At 68.8% G+C, this 17529-nt stretch carries 18 protein-coding genes; 7 read left to right on the top strand and 11 right to left on the bottom strand.

Annotated elements, in window-relative coordinates; all coding sequences use genetic code 11:
* Positions 1-204: 204 nt before the first annotated feature.
* The 4 genes from AC1RM6_RS30210 to AC1RM6_RS30195 all read right to left on the bottom strand — a co-directional run bounded on the left by AC1RM6_RS30210 (position 205) and on the right by AC1RM6_RS30195 (position 3658).
* Complete coding sequence (locus AC1RM6_RS30210) at positions 205-891, bottom strand: TetR family transcriptional regulator (RefSeq protein ID WP_493108368.1); 687 nt, start codon at positions 889-891, stop codon at positions 205-207.
* 43 nt (positions 892-934) lie between these two features.
* A complete protein-coding gene (locus AC1RM6_RS30205; protein ID WP_493108366.1) occupies positions 935-1735 on the bottom strand; it encodes an SDR family NAD(P)-dependent oxidoreductase in 801 nt (266 codons plus the stop codon).
* A 1-nt stretch (position 1736) separates the two neighbouring features.
* Positions 1737-2639 (bottom strand): NAD-dependent epimerase/dehydratase family protein, encoded by a 903-nt coding sequence (locus tag AC1RM6_RS30200; protein WP_493108364.1) that lies wholly within the window; start codon positions 2637-2639, stop codon positions 1737-1739.
* A 182-nt stretch (positions 2640-2821) separates the two neighbouring features.
* On the bottom strand, positions 2822-3658 hold the full coding sequence (locus tag AC1RM6_RS30195) for an SDR family NAD(P)-dependent oxidoreductase (RefSeq protein WP_493108362.1): 837 nt from the start codon (positions 3656-3658) through the stop codon (positions 2822-2824).
* A 197-nt stretch (positions 3659-3855) separates the two neighbouring features.
* On the opposite strand from AC1RM6_RS30195, the gene AC1RM6_RS30190 reads away from it, so the two are divergent.
* Genes AC1RM6_RS30190 through AC1RM6_RS30180 form a run of 3 tightly spaced genes read left to right on the top strand, consistent with a single transcriptional unit; the run spans position 3856 to position 5898 of the window.
* Entirely contained in the window at positions 3856-4905 is a 1050-nt protein-coding gene (locus tag AC1RM6_RS30190) for an NADP-dependent oxidoreductase (RefSeq protein ID WP_493108360.1), read from the top strand.
* Complete coding sequence (locus AC1RM6_RS30185; protein WP_493108358.1) at positions 4902-5252, top strand: hypothetical protein; 351 nt, start codon at positions 4902-4904, stop codon at positions 5250-5252. Before AC1RM6_RS30190 ends, AC1RM6_RS30185 begins: the two co-directional genes overlap by 4 nt.
* Positions 5245-5898 (top strand): Dabb family protein, encoded by a 654-nt coding sequence (locus AC1RM6_RS30180; protein ID WP_493108356.1) that lies wholly within the window; start codon positions 5245-5247, stop codon positions 5896-5898. The genes AC1RM6_RS30185 and AC1RM6_RS30180 overlap by 8 nt, the downstream gene beginning before the upstream one ends.
* Positions 5899-6000: 102 nt before the next feature.
* Here AC1RM6_RS30180 and AC1RM6_RS30175 read toward each other — a convergent pair whose 3' ends face one another.
* Positions 6001-7068 (bottom strand): alkene reductase, encoded by a 1068-nt coding sequence (locus AC1RM6_RS30175; protein WP_493108354.1) that lies wholly within the window; start codon positions 7066-7068, stop codon positions 6001-6003.
* Between the two features lie 8 nt (positions 7069-7076).
* Positions 7077-7715: a nuclear transport factor 2 family protein gene (locus tag AC1RM6_RS30170; protein ID WP_493108352.1), complete on the bottom strand. Its 639-nt coding sequence runs from the start codon at positions 7713-7715 to the stop codon at positions 7077-7079.
* 106 nt (positions 7716-7821) lie between these two features.
* Here AC1RM6_RS30170 and AC1RM6_RS30165 point away from each other — a divergent pair, with 106 nt between their 5' ends.
* The gene (locus AC1RM6_RS30165) at positions 7822-9507 is read left to right on the top strand and encodes an FAD-dependent oxidoreductase (RefSeq protein WP_493108350.1); all 1686 of its coding nucleotides are present in this window, start codon (positions 7822-7824) and stop codon (positions 9505-9507) included.
* A gap of 144 nt (positions 9508-9651) precedes the next feature.
* Here the strand turns inward: AC1RM6_RS30165 and AC1RM6_RS30160 are convergent, their stop codons facing one another.
* The gene (locus tag AC1RM6_RS30160; RefSeq protein WP_493108348.1) at positions 9652-10563 is read right to left on the bottom strand and encodes an alpha/beta hydrolase; all 912 of its coding nucleotides are present in this window, start codon (positions 10561-10563) and stop codon (positions 9652-9654) included.
* A 17-nt stretch (positions 10564-10580) separates the two neighbouring features.
* Between AC1RM6_RS30160 and AC1RM6_RS30155 the strand changes: the two genes are divergently transcribed.
* Positions 10581-11747 (top strand): helix-turn-helix transcriptional regulator, encoded by a 1167-nt coding sequence (locus AC1RM6_RS30155; RefSeq protein WP_493108346.1) that lies wholly within the window; start codon positions 10581-10583, stop codon positions 11745-11747.
* A 182-nt stretch (positions 11748-11929) separates the two neighbouring features.
* Here AC1RM6_RS30155 and AC1RM6_RS30150 read toward each other — a convergent pair whose 3' ends face one another.
* On the bottom strand, positions 11930-12703 hold the full coding sequence (locus AC1RM6_RS30150; protein WP_493108344.1) for an SDR family NAD(P)-dependent oxidoreductase: 774 nt from the start codon (positions 12701-12703) through the stop codon (positions 11930-11932).
* On the bottom strand, positions 12700-13854 hold the full coding sequence (locus AC1RM6_RS30145; protein ID WP_493108342.1) for an LLM class flavin-dependent oxidoreductase: 1155 nt from the start codon (positions 13852-13854) through the stop codon (positions 12700-12702). The genes AC1RM6_RS30150 and AC1RM6_RS30145 overlap by 4 nt, the downstream gene beginning before the upstream one ends.
* A 154-nt stretch (positions 13855-14008) precedes the next feature.
* On the opposite strand from AC1RM6_RS30145, the gene AC1RM6_RS30140 reads away from it, so the two are divergent.
* Positions 14009-14899 carry a VOC family protein gene (locus tag AC1RM6_RS30140; protein ID WP_493108340.1) on the top strand — a complete coding sequence of 297 codons (891 nt, stop codon included), beginning with the start codon at positions 14009-14011 and terminating at the stop codon, positions 14897-14899.
* Between the two features lie 356 nt (positions 14900-15255).
* Complete coding sequence (locus tag AC1RM6_RS30135; protein ID WP_493108338.1) at positions 15256-16365, top strand: sensor histidine kinase; 1110 nt, start codon at positions 15256-15258, stop codon at positions 16363-16365.
* 108 nt (positions 16366-16473) lie between these two features.
* On the opposite strand, the gene AC1RM6_RS30130 is transcribed toward AC1RM6_RS30135, so the two are convergent.
* Positions 16474-16884 (bottom strand): hypothetical protein, encoded by a 411-nt coding sequence (locus AC1RM6_RS30130; RefSeq protein WP_493108336.1) that lies wholly within the window; start codon positions 16882-16884, stop codon positions 16474-16476.
* A gap of 327 nt (positions 16885-17211) precedes the next feature.
* Positions 17212-17529, bottom strand: a 318-nt coding sequence (locus AC1RM6_RS30125) for an inositol monophosphatase family protein (protein WP_493108334.1), incomplete at its 5' end; no start/stop codon positions are given.

Genomic DNA, 17529 nt, shown 5'->3' with positions numbered 1-17529 from the left:
TTGGTCAGCAACCTCACTCTGGCAGAGCGGCGGTCACTATCCACTACCCATGGGATCTTGTTGCGGGGTCCATGGCTATCGCCGCGCAGGTCACCGCCGAGGATCGAACGCAGCATAGCTGGCCCACCCTCCTCCAGCGATGATGCCCGACGCACCAGCCATGGACCCCGCAACAAGTGCGGGGCGACGGATCGAGTTATAGCCCTACGCCTCCCCGCGCTGCCGTGCCGTATCGCGCAGGATCGCGTCGATCGCGGGGCCGATCGCGCAGGCGGCGGCCTGGTCGGCATAGGCTTCGGCCGCGCCGCGCAGATGCGGCAGTTCGTCGGCGTCCCAATCCTTGAGCGCACGGCCGAGTTCGCGGCGCTGGTCGGTGCCGCTGGCGGCGAGCGCGCCGAAATGGCCGGTCACCGTGGCGGCGCCGAGCACGACCTGGCCGATCTGGCGATAGAGATGCATCGCCTCGTCGACCGAGAAGCCACGCGACGTCATCGCGCCGAGATAGGAATCGACGAACTCCATCTCGACCGCTATCCCCCATTGCGCCTCGATGAAACCGATCACCAGATGCGCATTGGCGCCGACCGAGGCATACATCGCCTCGGCATAGGCACGCGCGAGATCGGTCCAGTGCTGGCCATGGTCGGGCGGCACCAGCCGGTTCGCCTGGCGGCCGGTCGCCAGCCGGACGAGCGTGTCGCGATTCTCGACATAGCGATAGAGCGTCGCGATCCCGACCCCGAGCCGGGTGGCGAGTTCCTTCATGTTGAGGTCGTTCAGCCCGCACTCGATCGCCGCGTCGAGCAACCGGTCGAGGGTCAGCCGCCGCGGCCGGCCGACGAGGCGGGGCGGCTCGGGCGAAACGGGATCAGGGGGCGCGGCATCGTTCACCCGATCTTCTCTTTCGCAAGCCGCGGCTGCGATCAAGCGGAGATCAGCCGCCATCGGGCAGATCGGGCGCCCAGGCGACCCCGTTGATGTGCGCGCCGCCATCGGCGAACAGGGTGTTGCCGGTCAGATAGCGGCTGTCGTCGCTGGCGAGAAAGGCGACGATCGGCGCGATGTCGGTTTCGGGATCGCCCATCCGCCCCATCGGATTCTGCGCCGCCATCATCGCCGCGGTCTCCGGATTGGCGTCGCGGAAACGGCGATAGGCGGCGCTGACCGATGCCGGGCAGACGATGTTGCAGGTGATGCCATGGCCCGCCCATTCGCGCGCCGCGGTGCGGCTGAACGCGCGCAGCGCCTCCTTGCCGACATTATATTCGGCGGTGCCGATATGGGCGTTGACCCCGTTCAACGAGCAGATGTTGACGATCCGGCCGTGCCGCCGCGCCTTCATCGCAGGGAAGGCCGCCTGCATCGCCCACATCGCCGCCGACATCGCCATGGTGAAGCCGTGCAGCATCTCGGCATCGGTCTTGTGCTCGATCCGGCCGAGGCCGCTGCCGCCCCACGCATTGTTGACGAGGATGTCGACCGCACCGAAACGCGCATCGGCCGCGACGACCATCGCCTCGACCGCGGCGCGATCGGTGACGTCGACCGCATGGAAGGCGACCGCCGCATCCATGTCGCGCGCCGCCTCGGCCGCCGCCTCGCGGCCGCGATCGGCATCGATGTCCGCCAGCAGCACCCGCGCGCCATCGGCGGCCAGCCGGCGGACGATGCCATGGCCGATCCCGTCGGCACCGCCGGTGACGATCGCGACGCGTCCGGCAAGCCGCCCGGCCATGTCAGGCGCCCCGATATTGGGCGACGATCTCCTTGATCGCCGGCACGACATCGTCGCGGCGATAGCCGAGCAGCGCGGCGACCGCCGGGTCGGTGTCATAATAGAGGCTGTTGCCGCGGCCGAAGAAGATCGCGCCGTCGGGCAGCATCGGATGCTCCTCGTCGCGGACCGGCGGCTTATCGCGGCCGACCGCCTCGAAAAAGGCGCCGAAATAGTCCTGGAAGCTCATATTCTGGTCGCCGACCAGATAGGAGCCGCCCGCCGCCCCGCGCTCGAGCCCGCCCTCGATCGCCTCGGCGAGCGACTGGGTCGAGATGAAATTGGTGCCGCCCGGCGGCGCGAATTCGGGCATCGGCGCGAACTTGCCCTCGGCATATTGGGTGTAGGCGGCGAACATCGGGATGACGAGGCCCGGCACCGCGCCGACCACGAACGGCGCGTTGATGCTCATCGCGGTGAAATTGCCGTCGGCGAGCGCGGCCACCCCTTCGTCCGAAACCTTGCGCGAGCGGACATAGGCGTTGGTCGCGACCAGTTCGGGCGCGGCCTGCGGATAGAAGCTGCCGACGTTGACCGCGCGCGTCACTCCCGCGGCCTTCGCCGCCTCGAAGAAACGCGGCACCCCGACCGAATTGGCGTCGTGCCAATAATCGTCGCCGACATCCTGCGGCTGGTGGCGGACATCGTTGCCCGCCGCGAACACCAGCGCATCGAACGCCCCGAGCGCGGCGCGGTCGAAATCCATCCCGACATAGTCGATCCGCTCGAACGGCAATTCGCCGAGCGGGGTGCCCGGCGCCGGCGCGTTGCGGCCGGCGATCGCGACCTCATGCCCCTTCGCCCTGAGATGGAGCGCGGCGCGCCCGCCGATCATGCCGGCTCCGCCGACGACGATGATCTTCATGCCTCTGGGTCCTTCATCTTCTAAGCCCCTCCCTTTCAAGGGAGGGGTTGGGGTGGGTGGCGGCCGAAGCGGCTCGATGCCGCTGAGGACGCGCTCGGTTCGATCGCGGACGCTCGCGACCCACCCCTTCCCCCTCCCTTGAAAGGGAGGGGCTTATGAAGGAGTGCCGCTCCGGCTCACGCCTACAAATTCAACCCGTTACCGGTGGTCACCGGCATGTTGGTCCACACATCCCCGGCATCGCGGTACCAGCCCGCCGCGGCGAGCGCGCCGCCGTCGACGTGGAGGGCGGTGCCGGTGATCCAGGCGGCGTGGGGGCTGGCGAGGAAGAGGATGGCGTCGGCCATGTCGGCGCCGGTGCCGAACCGGCCGAGCGGGGTCCAGCGCGGGATCTGGTCGCAATGCTCGGGAGCGATCATCAGCGAGACCGGGACCTGCGGGGTCTCTGTGGTCTCGGGCGCGATCAGGTTGACGCGGATGCCGACCGGACCGAGCTCGAGCGCGAGGCTTTTGGTGAAGCCGGTCAGCCCGGCCTTGCACGCGGCATAGACCGCGCAGTTGGGGATGCCGCGAAACCCCTCGATCGACGACACGCTAACGATGCTGCTGCCCGCGCCCTTGCGCCGCAGCAGCGGGATCATCGCCTTGGTGACTGAGAAGACCTGCCGCAAATTGGTCGCGTAGAGCCGTTCGACCTCGGCATCGTCGAGCATCTCGAACGGCTTGGCGAGCATCAGGAAATCGCCGACATTGTTGACGAGGACGTCGAGCCCGCCGAACCGCGCCTCGATCCGTGCCGCCAGATCGGCGACCACCGCCGCATCGGTGACGTCGCCGGTGACGACCAGCGCCGGGGCGCCCGCCTCGGCCAGCGCCGCCTCGACCGACGCGGCGCGTTCGGGATCGATCTCGACCGTGACGACCGCCGCCCCGGCTCTGGCGAAGGCCTCCGCCGCCGCCCGGCCGATCCCGGCACCGCCGCCGGTGACGAGCACCGTCTTGCCCGCAAAGTCGAACATCCCGCCCCTCCTGTTGTCGGCTGCGCGTCGGAAACGCGTCTTTCGGCCCCGATGCTATGGCGCGCCGCCGACCGGATCAACCCCATTAAAACGCAAAAACGATATTTTGATCGATCCTATTTTGCTTTTGCGTTTGAAAATAGCCGGGCATGATGCGAATGACATAGACGACAAAGCGGACATCGCGAGGAGGGGATATGGACATGGCCAGCGGCACCGCCGCCGCCCAGGGCGCGGACGGCGACGGGGACGGCATGATGCAGGCGATGGTGATCGATCGCTTCGGCGGCCCCGAGGTGCTCCACGTCGCGACGATCGAGCGCCCGCGCGCGGCGCCGGGGACGGTGGTGGTCGAGGTCGCCTTTGCCGGGGTCAATCCCGCCGACTGGAAGGCACGCGAGGGCTGGCTGGCGCGCTATTTCGACTATCGCTTCCCGTTCGTCGTCGGCTTCGACGCCGCGGGCCGCGTCGCCGAGATCGGCGAGGGCGTGACCGGGCTGGCGATCGGCGACCGCGTCGTCACCGCGTCGAACCAGGGCAAGGGCGAACGCGGTTCCTATGCGGCGTTTGTCGCGTCCGACCGCGAACGGGTGGTGAAGCTGCCCGACCATGTCAGCCTGCGCGACGCCGCCGCGCTGCCGACCGCGGGGATCACCGCCTGGGAGGCGGTCTTCGACGTCGGCGGTATCGTTGCGGGCAGCACCGTTCTGGTCAATGGCGGCGCCGGCGGCACCGGCGGCTTCGCGGTGCAGCTCGCAAGAATGGCCGGCGCCCGGGTCGCCGCGACCTGCGGGCCCGCCAATCTCGATTATGTCCGCGGCCTCGGCGCCGATCTGGCGATCGACTATCGCGCCGAGGATGTCCGCGCCGCGATCGCGGCCTGGGCGCCCGGCGGGGTCGACCTCGTCGTCGACACGGTCGGCCAGGGGAGCCTGCTCGATTCGATCGAGATGGTCCGGCCGGGCGGCATCGTCGCGCCGATCGGGACATTGATCGCCGACGAGCCGATGCCCGATCCCGCCCGCGCCGCCGAACGCGGGGTGCGGATCGTGCCGACGATCGCCGACTTCGCCCGCCAGGAGCGTCAGCTCGCAGCGCTGGTCGCCGCGCTCGGCGACGGTCGGATCCGCGCGCCGGCGATCGAGATCGTGCCGCTCGCCGAGACCGCCGAGGCGCACCGCCGGATCGCCGCCGGCCATGTCCGCGGCAAGATCCTGCTCGCGGTCAACCCGGCGCTCGACGCATGAGCGCGGCACCGATCTGGGTCATAGACGAGGTCGTGACGAAGCCCGGCCAGGGCCAGGCCTTTCTCGACGCCTATATGCGCGACTATGCGCCGGGCGCCGCCGCGCGCGGGATGACGCTGGCGCACCGCATGGTCGAGCCGGCGATGTGGCTCGACGATGGCTCCAACCGCATCCTGTTCGTGTGGACGCTGCCCGATGCCGGCGCGGTGTGGGGCGCCAAACATGCCGCGCGCGGCGACGGCGACGTGCTGCGCTGGTGGAACGAGCAGGCGCCGCCGCTGATCGTGTCGCGCAAGCGCGCGACGCTGGCCGACGCCGCGATGCTGGAGGCGTTGGCCGATGTTTAGCGCGCTGCTGATCCCGACCTTCGCCGACGATCGCCGCGCCGAGGCGATGGCGGCGATCGCCGCCGCGACCGCGCGGCTGCCGACGCTCGCGGCCCCGTTGTTCGCGCCGACCCTGCCCGGCGTCTATAATGGCGGCGATGCGATATGGCGGGCGAGCTTCGCCGATGCGGCGGCCTGCGACGCCGCCTTCGCAAGCGATGCCTGGGCGCCGGCCGCAGCGTTGCTCGCCGACCGGACGATCACCCCCCAGCTCGACCAGGCCTGTTTCGCCAGCGATCTGCGCGGCGCCCGCCCGCAATCGCCCGGCCTCTACCGGGTCGCTTTGTTCTGCGCGAACCGGCGCCCCACCCCCGCCCGCCTCGCCGCCTTCACCGCGGAGACCGCGGCGCTGACGAAGAGCGTCGGAACGATCGGCCGCTGGCAATTGTCGACGCCATGCGACGCCGCCGGCCTCAGGCGATGGACCCATGTCTGGGAACAGGAATATCCCGACCGCGCCGGCCTCGAAGGCAGCTATATGCGCCACCCCGCGCACTGGGCCCGCGCCGAGCGCTGGTTCGATCCCGAATATCCCGAACATCTGGTCGATCCGCTGCTGGTGCACAGCTTTTGCGCGATCGAGGGGCATGTGCTGGAGGGGGTGTAGGGGGCGAGGCACACTTCCTTTTCCGTTCGTGTCGAGCGTAGTCGAGACACGCTGCGGTGGTGGAGCGTGTCTCGACTACGCTCGACACGAACGGATAGAAAGTCAGAGGTTTCGAGCGTCGGCATAAGCCGGATAATCCGTGTACCCCTCCGCCCCCTCGGCATAGAGCAGCCCCGGATCGAACGCGCTCAGCTTATAACCTTGCCGAAAACGTTCGACCAGGTCGGGGTTGGCGATGAACGGGCGGCCGAAGGCGATCGCGTCGGCGGCATCGTCGGCGATCAGCCGCTCGGCGCGCGGCAGGTCGATGCCTTCGTTGAGGATCAGCCCGCCCCGCCAGTGCGCCGCGGCGAGGCCGCGATGGTCGATCGCCTGCGGGGTCGCCATGTCGATCAGGTGGCAATAGGCCAGCCCCCATCCGGCGACCGCATCGAGCAATGCGGCATGGGTTTCGGCGGGGTCGTCGTCGTGGAGGTCGTTGAACGGATTGCCCGGGCAGATCCGGAAGCCGACCCGACCCGCCCCGACCGCACCCGCCAGCGTCTCCAGCGTCTCGACCACGAAGCGCACCCGGTTGGCGGCCGATCCGCCATAGGCATCGGCGCGGCGGTTGGTGCCGGTCGCCATGAACTGCGCGGGCAGATAGCCCGAGGTGCAGTGGAGCTCGATCCCGTCGAACCCCGCGGCGATCGCGCGACGCCCGGCGGCGGCATAATCATCGATGACGCGGGCGATCTCGCCGGTCGCCAGCGCGCGCGGCGCGGCGACAGGCGCCATCCCGCCTGTGGTCCACAGCTTCGCCTTCGCGACGATCGCCGAGGGGGCGACGACATCGGCCCCGTCGGGGCGATTGGCGGCGGCGGCGATCCGGCCGACATGCATGAGCTGCGCGACGATCCGTCCGCCCGCTTCATGGACCGCATTGGTGACCGTGCGCCACGCCGCGACCTGATCACCGTCGTACAGGCCCGGGGTGCGCGCATAGCCCTTGCCCTCGACGCTCGGCTGGATGCCCTCGCTGACGATCAGCCCGGCCGCCGCGCGCTGGCGATAATAGTCGACATGCAGCCCGGTCGGACGATCGTCGGCATCGGCGCGGCTGCGCGTCATCGGCGCCATGACGATGCGGTTGGCGAGCATCAGATCGCCGAGCATAACGGGATCGAACAACCCCATGGTCAGCGCACCCGCACGCTGGGGGTCGGCGCATCGCCGTGCATCGTCGCGATGAACTTCTCGAGCGGCGCGGGCTCGGCGACCGGGCGCCCCTCCCCCTCGGCATCGGCGCGCGCCCAATAGGCCTTCCATGACGGAAAATAATCGTGGAAGCCGCCCTCATAGGGCTCACGCCCGGGCCAGCGCATCTTGCGCGCGCCGATCGGCGGCTTGTTGAGGTCGGTCGCATACCAGTAGAGCGGCAGCCGCCGGTCGAAATACCAGCGGCCGTCGATCCGGCGATAGCGGTCGACATACATCATCTGCATGATCACCCATTCGGCGCCGGCCTCATGCTCGTTCTTCGAATAGACCACCCCCTGGGCATGGTCGGGATCGTCGAACTCGATGATATGCCCACCGATATGGTGCGAGGTGCCGTCGAACTGGCGCCGCATCGTCTCGTCGAACCAGGATCGCAGCGCCGCGCGCCCGGTCTTGCCGCCGCCGACCTTGACGTCCTCGGGAAACAGCCCGACCCAGGCATCGGCATCGCGCATGTCGAGCGCGAGGCTATATTTGGCGGCCAGTTGGCGGATGGCGTCGATCGATTCGAGCCGGTCGACACGGGCGGCGAGATCGTCCATCATCTTCCCCATCATGTTTCACGCATTTTTCTCGATCTACCCCCTATATTCTATCTCTTTGCGTTGCTAGACCGACAATATTCTTCGCATATGATAAATCGACAAAAGCGGGAGAGGCAGATTGTTCGATAAGCAAGTGGACCTGCTGGTGGTCGGCTCGGGAGCAGGCGCGCTGGTGGCGGCGCTCCGCGCGGCGCGGGCCGGCGCCGAGGTGCTGGTGGTCGAGAAAGGCGCGATGTGGGGTGGCACCTCGGCGACCTCGGGCGGCGGCATCTGGATCCCCGGCAGCCATCTCGCGGCGGCGGCGGGTCAGCCCGACGATCTCGGCGACGCCTATCGCTATGTCCGCGCGCTGACCGCCGACAATGTCGCCGACGACCAGATCCACGCCTTCGTCGACAATGCCCATCATATGCTCGCCTGGATCGAGCGCGAGGCCGACGTCCATTTCGCCGCCCTCCCCTATCCCGATTATTATCCCGAGGTGGCGGGCAGCCGGGAGGGCTATCGCACCCATCTGCTCCCGGGCGCCTTCGACGCGCGCGGGCTCGATCGCGACGCCTTCGACACCATGCAGCGCGCCTCGCCGGCGGCGAGCCTGTGGGGCCGGATCAACTGGGTGCTCGCCGAAACCCAGATCGCGCTGTTCCGGCCGAAGGGCTGGTGGAAGACGATCGGCAAGGCGCTCGCCGGCTATTGGCTCGACCTGCCGCAGCGGCTACGCAGCCCGCGCGACCGGCGGCTGACGCTCGGCACCGCGCTGCTCGGCCTGCTGCGCCGCGCGCTCGACCGCACCGGGACGCCGCTCTGGCTGAACAGCCCGTTCGTTTCGCTGATCGAAAGCAACGGGCGGGTCGAGGGCGCGGTGGTGCGCCATGACGGCCGCGATCTGCGGATCGAGGCACGCAAGGGGGTGATCCTCGCCGCCGGCGGCTTCGAGCGCAACCCGGCGCTGCGTGCCGAACATCTGCCCGCCGCGCATGATCCGCTCGCCAGCGGATCGCAGGTCAACAATCGCGGCGACGCGCTGCTCGCGGCACAGGCGCTGGGGGCGGCGACCCGCAACATGGATTCGGCCTGGTGGGCGCCGATGTTCCGCGTTCCCGGCGAGGATCGCGGCCGGCTGTCGACGGTCGAGCGCGCGCTGCCCTTTTCGCTGATCGTCGACCAGTCGGGCCGCCGCTACGCCAATGAGGCGATGTCCTATCACCGCTTCGGCGAGGCGATGAAGGCGCCGCACGACGCGGTGACCAACCCGAGCTGGCTGATATTCGATTCGCGTTATCGCAACGCCTATCCGGCCGGCCCGGTCATCCCCGGCATCCCCGACGCGCTGCTGCCCAAGCCGGTGCGCGAGGTGCTGGTCAAGGCATCGACGGTCGCGGAACTGGCGAAGGGCACCGGGCTCGACCCGGCGACCCTCGAGGCGACGGTCGCACGGTTCAACACGATGGTCGCGCAGGGCAAGGACGAGGATTTCGGCCGCGGCGACAACGCCTATGACCGTCTCTATGGCGACCCGCGGGTCAGCCCGAACCCGTCGCTCGGCGCGGTCGCCAGGCCGCCCTTCTACGCGATCCCGCTCCATCTCGGCGACATCGGCACCAATGGCGGCCTCGTCACCGACGGCCGCGGCCGGGTGCTCCGCGACGACGGCGGCACGATCCACGGCCTCTATGCGATCGGCAACCTGGCGGCGTCGGTGATGGGCTATTCCTATCCCGGCGCGGGCGCGACGCTGGGGCCGGCGATGACGTTCGGGTTCTTGGCGGCCGCGGATGCGTGCCGGATCAACGAGGTGGCTTGACTACCCCCCTCCCTTTCAAGGGAGGGGAAGGGGGTGGGTGGCGACTGAAGCGGCTCGATGCCGCTGAAGGCGCTCTTGGTTCCAGCGTAGACGCTCGCTTCGCTCGCGACCCACCCCAACCCCTCCCTGAAAGGGAGGGGCTTTTTAAGCCAGATACCGCCGCAACGCCGCCGCGGCGATCGCGATCGCCTGGTCGGCGATCGGCGCGATTCCGAAGAAGCTCGCGAAACCATGGATGCCCCCGGAGAAGTCATGAAGATCGGTCGGCACCCCCGCCGCACGCAATGCCGCCGCGAAGGCGATGCCCTCGTCATGGAGCGGATCGTTGCCCGCGAGGATGATCGTCGCCGGCGCCGCCCCGGCGAGCGAGGCCGCGCGCAACGGCGCAGCGCGCGCGTCGGGTTCGGCGTCGCCGACATATTGGTCCCAGAAGAAGCGCATCATCGCATTGGGCAGGAAGCTGTCGTCAGGATTGGCGCGATACGAGCCGGTGTCGAAATCGCGGTCGACCACCGGGTAGAACAGCAGCTGCCCCGCCGGCGCATCGGCGCGGCCGGCGAGCGCCAACGCGACCGCGGCGGCGAGGTTGCCGCCGGCGCTGTCGCCGACCACCGCATAATGATCGGCGCTGATGCCGAAGTCGGCCGCGTGCGCGGGCAGCGCCGCGACTGCGGCCAGCGCATCGTCATAGGCCGCCGGGAACGGATGTTCGGGCGCCAGCCGATAGCCGACCGACAGCACCGCACAGCCCGCATCGCGCGCCAGCACCCGGGCGAGCGCGTCATGGGTGTCAAGGGTGCCGACCACCCAGCCGCCGCCATGGAACAGCACCGCCACCGGCCGGGTCTCGCCGGGCGCGGGATGATAGAGCCGCGCAGGAATCGCGCCATCGCCACCGACGATCTCGACGTCGCGCACCTCGGCGACCGGGATCGGTTCGCCGGGGAACGGATTGTCCATGAAGGCGCGCAGCCCCTTGGCCTCGAGCGGATCGGGCGGCGCGAAGCCGCTCGCCGCCATCGCTGCGATCATCTGCTGCAAAACCGGGTCGATCATCCTAGTCTCTCCCTGTGATGGATCAGCCTTCCGATTCGGTCGATCCGAGGCCGTCCGCCCCGATCCCGTCCGAATCGACCCATTATTCCGATGCCGACGATGTGGTCGCGACGCTGTTCGCGAGCCTGCTCGACGATGCGCCCTGGTCGGCCTTCCTCAACCGGCTCGCGGTCGCGGCGTCGGCAGCGTGGACGACCCTGATCCTGACCCCGCGCGCCGCCGACCAGCCCGGCATGATCCTGACCCCGGGCGCCGATCCGGGGATCGGCCTCGATTATACAAGGCGGCTGTTCGCCAATGATCCGTTCACCGGCCTGCCCGACGGCAAGGTCGCGCATTTCCGCGATTTCGTGTCGCCGGCGACGCTCGAACGCAACGCCGCCTATCGCGACTTCCTGTCGCAGACGAGCAGCGACGAGGTGCTCGGGCTCGACGTCCGCGAGGCCGGCGGGCTCGAACTGCGGCTGCGGCTGACCCGCGCCGCCAACCAGCCGCCGTTCGAACCCGCCGATTTCCAGCGGCTCGAACGGCTGGTGCCCTATTTGCGGGTCGCGCTCCGGCTGTTCGACCGGCTGGCGACCGGCGAGACCGAACGCGGCATCTATGCCAGCGCGGTCGCGCAGATGGCGGTGGGGGTGATCATCCTCGACCGGCGCGGCAAGGTGATCCGGCTGAACACCCGCGCGTCGGAGATCCTCGCCGAACGCGACGGCATCGCGCTGCGCGACGCCGCGATCCGGCTGGACGACCATGACCTCGCGCGCCAGCTCCACGCCCGGCTGACCCAGAGCGACGATGCCGGGCTGCTGACCCTGCGGATCGAGCGGCCGTCGGGGCTGGGCGACCTGCTGCTGATCGCCGGCAGCGCCAATGCCCCCGACTATGTCGTCGCCGGCGGCGGCCCGGCGACGGTGATCTTCCTCAACGATCCGGTGCGATCGCCGCGGGTCTCCCCCGACGCGCTGCGCGACCTGCTCGGCCTGACCCAGAGCGAGGCGGGGATCGCCGCCGATATCGCCGGCGGCCTGTCGCTGGCGGACGTCGCCGTGCATCACGGCATCTCTCCCAACACGGTGCGCGCCCATCTGCGCGCGATCTTCAACAAGACCGGGGTGAAGCGCCAGTCGCAGCTGGTGCATCTGGTGCATCATAGCCTGCCGGGGCTGACGCGACCGGCGGATTAGGGGCGGCGGCAGGCGCCGACCCACTTCTTCTGGCCCCTCTCCCGCTCTTCGCGGGAGAGGCTAGGTGAGGGTCTTCTTCTGCTTCTTCTTCACCCAGCGGCTAGGAAAAACAGAAGAAGAAGACCCTCACCCTGACCTCTCCCGCAAGCGGGAGAGGGGTAAGAAGAAGTGGAGCCGCCCCCTCACCCCGCAATCGGCGGGAACGACGACAGCAGCGCCGCATCGACCAGCTGCGCCTGGCCGTTGAGCCCGGCCGAACGCCGCCCCATCAGGAAGATCGCGACCTCGGCGACCTGCTGCGCCGACAGCCCGCCGCGATAGTCGGGATAGCCGAGCGTATCGGGATCCTCGATCGTCTCGCTGCCCTCGAGCCCGTTCATCGGCGTCAACACCAGCCCGGGGCAGATCGCGTTGATCCGGAGCGACCTCGCCGCGAACGCCGCCGCCGACGATCGCACCAGCCCGACCAGCCCGTGCTTCGAGGTCGCATAGGCCGCGGCGTCGGCAAAGCCGATCACCCCGGCCGCCGAGGCGGTGACGACGCACGCCCCGCCCGGCCGTAGCCGTTCGAGCGCCTGCTTCACTCCCAGGAATGTCCCGCGCAGATTGACCCCGATGATCCGGTCGAACAGGTCGATGCCGACCTCGTCGAGCGGGATATAGGGCTGCAGCATGCCGGCGTTGAGGAACGCCATGTCGATGCCGCCATAGGCCTGCTCGGCAGCGTCGAACATCCGCGCATTGTCGGCCTCCGAGGCGATGTCGGCGGTCACCGCCAGCGCCGTGCTCCCGGCCCCCTCGATCAGCGCGACGGTGCGCGCGGCGCTGTCGCCGTTGAGGTCGGCGACCACCACCCGCACCCCGTCGGCGGCGAGCCGCTGGCAGGCGGCCCGGCCGATGCCCGATCCGCCGCCGGTGACGAGGGCGACCGCGCCCTCCCCAACGGTGCCGCTCATTCGGCGGCCACGGCGATCGCTGCCTGGGCCTGCGCGCGGAAATGCGGGATCACCTTGGTGCCGATGTTGCGGATCGTCTCGAGGATCGATTCATGCGGGATCGTCCCCATCTGCAGCAGGAACAGCACCTCGTCGGCGCCCGCCTCCTGCAGCCGCGTGACATAGCGGATGCAGTCGTCGGCATTGCCGTAAGCGTCCTGCGCGACCGCATAGTTGCTGGTGTGCTCGTCGCCGACGGTGATCTTCTCCTCGGACAGATAGGTGACCACCGCCTCCTTGCCCTGGTTCAGCGCGGCCTCGGTCTCCTCGGCCGACAGGTCCGCGGTGCTCGGCTTGGGGCCGCCCTGATACCAGTGGGCGATCGCCTCGGCGAAGAAGCGCTGGCCGCGCAGCCCGATCCGCCGCGCCTTGTCGCGATCGTCGAGCACGCAGGCCGCGCAGAAGGCGGCGAGATGCTCGGTGGGGACGATGCCGACCTGATCCTCGACCTTGCGGTTGCGGAAATTCTCGCGATAGACCTCGTTCTTGCGGGCGATCTCCTCGGGGCCCGAGAAGCCGAGCACCAGCGCGCCGATGCCGCGGCGGCCGGCCAGTTCGAGCGTCGCCTCGCGGGTGCAGGCATAATAAAGCGGGGGATGCGGGGTCTGCAGCGGCTTGGGGTGGATCGGCCGGCGCGGGATCTTGATATATTCGCCGTCATGCTCGATCTCGTCCTGGGTCATGATCTTGGGGATCAGATACATGGACTCGTCGATCATCGGCTGCAGCGCCGCCAGATCATAGCCGAAGGTCCCAGCCTCCTGCTGGGTGCCGCCCTTGCCCATGCCGAAATGGACCCGGCCGCCCGACAGGATGTCGAGCGTCGCGATGCGCTCGGCGACCTTGACCGGATGGTTCATCGCCGGCGGCAGGCAGACCACGCCATGGCCGATCCCGATCCTTTTGGTGCGTCCGGCGATGAAGGCGAGGAAGGTCTCGGGCGCCGACATATGCGCATATTGGGTGAGCGCGGTGTGCTCGACCGCCCAGATCGTATCGAACCCCATCTCCTCGGCCAGCAGCACCTGCTCGACGATCTCGTTGAAGCACGCCACCTCGGAGGCGGGCGAAGGGTCCGCCATCTGCGCTTCGTAGATGATCGAAAATTTCATGGCAGGCTCTCCTTGGTGCCGCGTTCGATCGCGGTGTTCCATCGGAGCTAAAGGCCCGGCGATTCGGCCGCATCGTCTGTTCGGACTATGCGGCCGCGAAGCCGATGCGGCATCGTCATGCTGCGGCCGAGACCGCAGCATTTGGGGAGAGAATATGCTACGCCTGTCCCACCGCGGCATCTGCGTCAGCGATCTCGCGGCGTCCGAACATTTCTATCGCGCCGCGCTCGATTTCACCGACGATCTCGATCATGGCATCATCGAGGGGCCCGACATGGCGCGGACGATGCAGCTCCCGGGGGTGCGGGTCCGCTGCAAGATGCTGCGCCACCCCGACGGGCCGCTGATCGAGCTGCTCCACTTCCTCCACCCCGCCGGCTTCGGCGAGCGCAGCCGCCGGTCGACGCTGCAATATGGGCTGGTCCATCTGTCCTTCTATGTCGACGATATCGACGCGACGGCGGCGCGGATCGCGGCGGCGGGCGGCACCGTCCATGCGGAGACCCGCGGCCATTATCCCGAAGGCCGCACGACGATGCTCTACTGCACCGATCCCGACGGGGTGCGCATCGAGCTGATGCAGAGCGAAGGCGTCCCCGCGCGCTTCTCGCACAGCGGCATCTGCATCGACGATATCGACCGCGCCATGACCTATTATCGCGCGCTCGGCTTCGAACCGGTCGAGAATTATATATTCGACGGCGACCATGACTGGCTGGCGACGGTCAACGAGGTGCCCGGCATCAAGCTGCGCGCCCAGATGATGCGCGACAGCGAGGGCAATGTCATCGAGCTGCTCAAGGTCTTCGAACCCGCCGCCTTCGGCCCGCGCGAGCGCCGCGCGCTCAACAGGTTCGGGCTGACCCATCTGGCCTTCTGGGACGACGATCCCGATACGACGGTGGCGGCGCTGACCGCCCGCGGCGGCCATTTCGTCGAGGAGGCGCACATCCGGGGCGGGGGCATCGAGCTGCAGCATGGCGCCGACCCGGACGGGGTGCGGATCGAGCTGATGCGGATGGAGGCGGTGCCGGCCGAGGCGTGACGTCGCGTCGGACCGCAAGCCACCTATCCACCGTCGCCCCAGCGAAGGCTGGGGCCCATGACTGGCGCGGCGCGCGCAATGGTCGAAGAAGGCGTGGCCGCTGCTGCGCCTGATCCTCAATGACAGCCTGCGCGGCAATAGCCATGGGCCCCAGCCTTCGCTGGGGCGACGAGGACAGGAAGCGATGTGCCTCTACCGGTTTCGATTCCGCATCCCCACCGGGAACCACCCGCCCCCAAAGGAGTTACGTGCCGGCCGACCCCCATGCATAGTCGATAACGCTATGGAGGCGCAGGAGAGGGGAGATTACAGCCGGGCCACCCCGCCCGGCTGCGGTACGATGTATGGAGTAGAACATGCTTAGCCTGGACGCCCAGCTGCACAACAAGGCCCGGCTGACCGCCCTGTCCAGCTATATGATCATGGACACCCCGCCCGAACCCAATTTCGACGACATCGTCCAGCTCGCCTCGCAGCTCTGCCATGCGCCGATCTCGGCGATCAGCCTGATCGAGACCAACCGGCAATGGTTCAAGGCCCGGGTCGGGCTCGATGCCGAGCAGACCCCGATCGACGAGTCGGTGTGCAAGCTCGGGCTCGGCCGGACCGACCTGCTGATCATCCCCGACCTGAACGCCGATCCGCGGACGGTCGACAATGACGAAGTCCGCGTCGATCCGAATCTGCGCTTCTACGCCGGCGCGCCGCTGATCGCACCGCGCGGCGAGTTCCTCGGCATGCTGTGCGTGATCGACCATCAGCCGCGCCCCGAAGGGCTGACCCCCGAGCAGCAGGGGGTGCTGGCGACACTGGCGCGGCAGGTCATCGCCCAGCTCGAGCTGCGCTATGCGATGCTGCGCCGGATCGAGGAGGACACCGAGCGGCGCCAGCTCAACGAGATGCTCACCGAACGGCTGAACCAGACGCTGGCGATGGTCAACGGCCTCGCCAACCAGACCCTGCGCGCGGTGCCGGGCCGCGGACCGGTCGAATCCTTCCAGAACCGGCTCGATGCGCTGACCGACGCGCACGACATGCTCCAGCGCAAGCAATGGGCCGACGCCGACATGACGACCGTCGTCCGCAGCAGCCTGGCGCGGCACGCTTCATCCGACCGCTTCACCATCGAAGGGCCCGAGATTCCGCTCGCCCCGAAGGGCGCTGTCACGACCGCGATGCTGCTCCACGAACTCGGCAGCAACGCCGTCAAATATGGCGCCCTCTCCAGCGACGCCGGCCATGTCATGGTGCTGTGGCGGCTCGACGGCGACGCGGCCAACCCCGTGCTGACCCTGAGCTGGACCGAGCGCGGCGGCCCGCCGGCCAACGCGCCGGGGCCGAAGAGCTTCGGCGCGAAGCTGATCGCGATGGGGCTGGGCGGCGGCGGCGCGATCCATGAGGATTATGGGGAGCTGGGCTATGCGGCGTCGTTCGAGACGCCGCTGGCGCATTTGCAGATCGAGTGAGGCGCGGCCGCGGGCGCGCGGCGTGGTTGTCTACAAATGCTAGAGTAGGACTACGCCACCACCTCAGACGACGCATTGGTGGCTGTACCGCAATTCGAAAAGAAGATGTTACGGCCGCAGCCCCATCCGCGCCCGCTCTGGCGGCCACTGCCACGCTGCCGGCCAGCGATCGAAGTCCGCCCCCACCCAAATCTCCTCGCCCTCCATCGCAAAGAACACGAAGCGGGGTGGATCGGGCCAGCCATGCCAGTCGCGCTCGCGGACGATCCAGCGCCGGCCGTCGACGTCGGCCACGCCGATCGTCAGGTCGCCGAAGCGGCCGATGATCGGATCGGCGTCGACCGCGCGCGCTTCGTCATCGGTGGGGATGCGCCAAATGGTGGCGACGCGGCGGCATCGTCGGAAGCGCAGGACGAAGCGGATGTCGTCGGCGATGCTCTGACCGAAGCCGTCGGGTTCCACGGGCGGGGTGCCGATGCCGAACAGGGCGCACAGGAAGCCGAGGGCCGATGTGGACATGGGGTATCATCGGAGGGCGATGGGGTGGATGCAAGGCTGCGGTGTGGAGGGGTTGAGGCATGGACGCCCCTCGTTTCGACCTATCGGATTTGCGCATCGGGTTGAGCCCTGCAGATCCTCCCTAAAGCGCAGCTTTGGGGAGGGGGACCGCGAAGCGGTGGAGGGGTCTGCGCAACATTGATAGCGCAGAAGACCCCTCCACCATCCTGCGGCCACGGCTGCTGCGCAGCCGGCTTCGCGCTTTCACCATGCCCCCGGCATGGTGACGCACTACGCCCCCCTCCCCGCGCTACGCGCAGGGAGGATCTTGAACCGCCCTTACGACGCTCAGTCGGCCGGTTCACCCAGCAGATCGAGCACGCGCTGCGCATGCTCATGCCGGCACAGCAGCAGGTCGGGCAGATAGACGTCGGCATTGTTGTAGACCATCGGGCTGCCGTCGATCCGCGAGCAGTGCAGGCCATAGGCCCGCGCCACCGCGATCGGGGCGGCGCTGTCCCACTCATATTGGCCACCGGTGTGGAGATAGATGTCGGCCTCGCCGCGGACGATCGCCATCGCCTTGGCGCCGGCCGATCCCATCGGCACCAGTTCGGCGCCGAGCTTCTCGGCGACCGCGACCGCTTCCTTGGCGGGGCGGGTGCG

This window comes from Rhizorhabdus sp. GW822-FHT03C02 (assembly GCF_058801765.1).
Note: the sequence above shows the minus strand (reverse complement) of the source record. Positions and strands in the feature narration are given on the sequence as shown.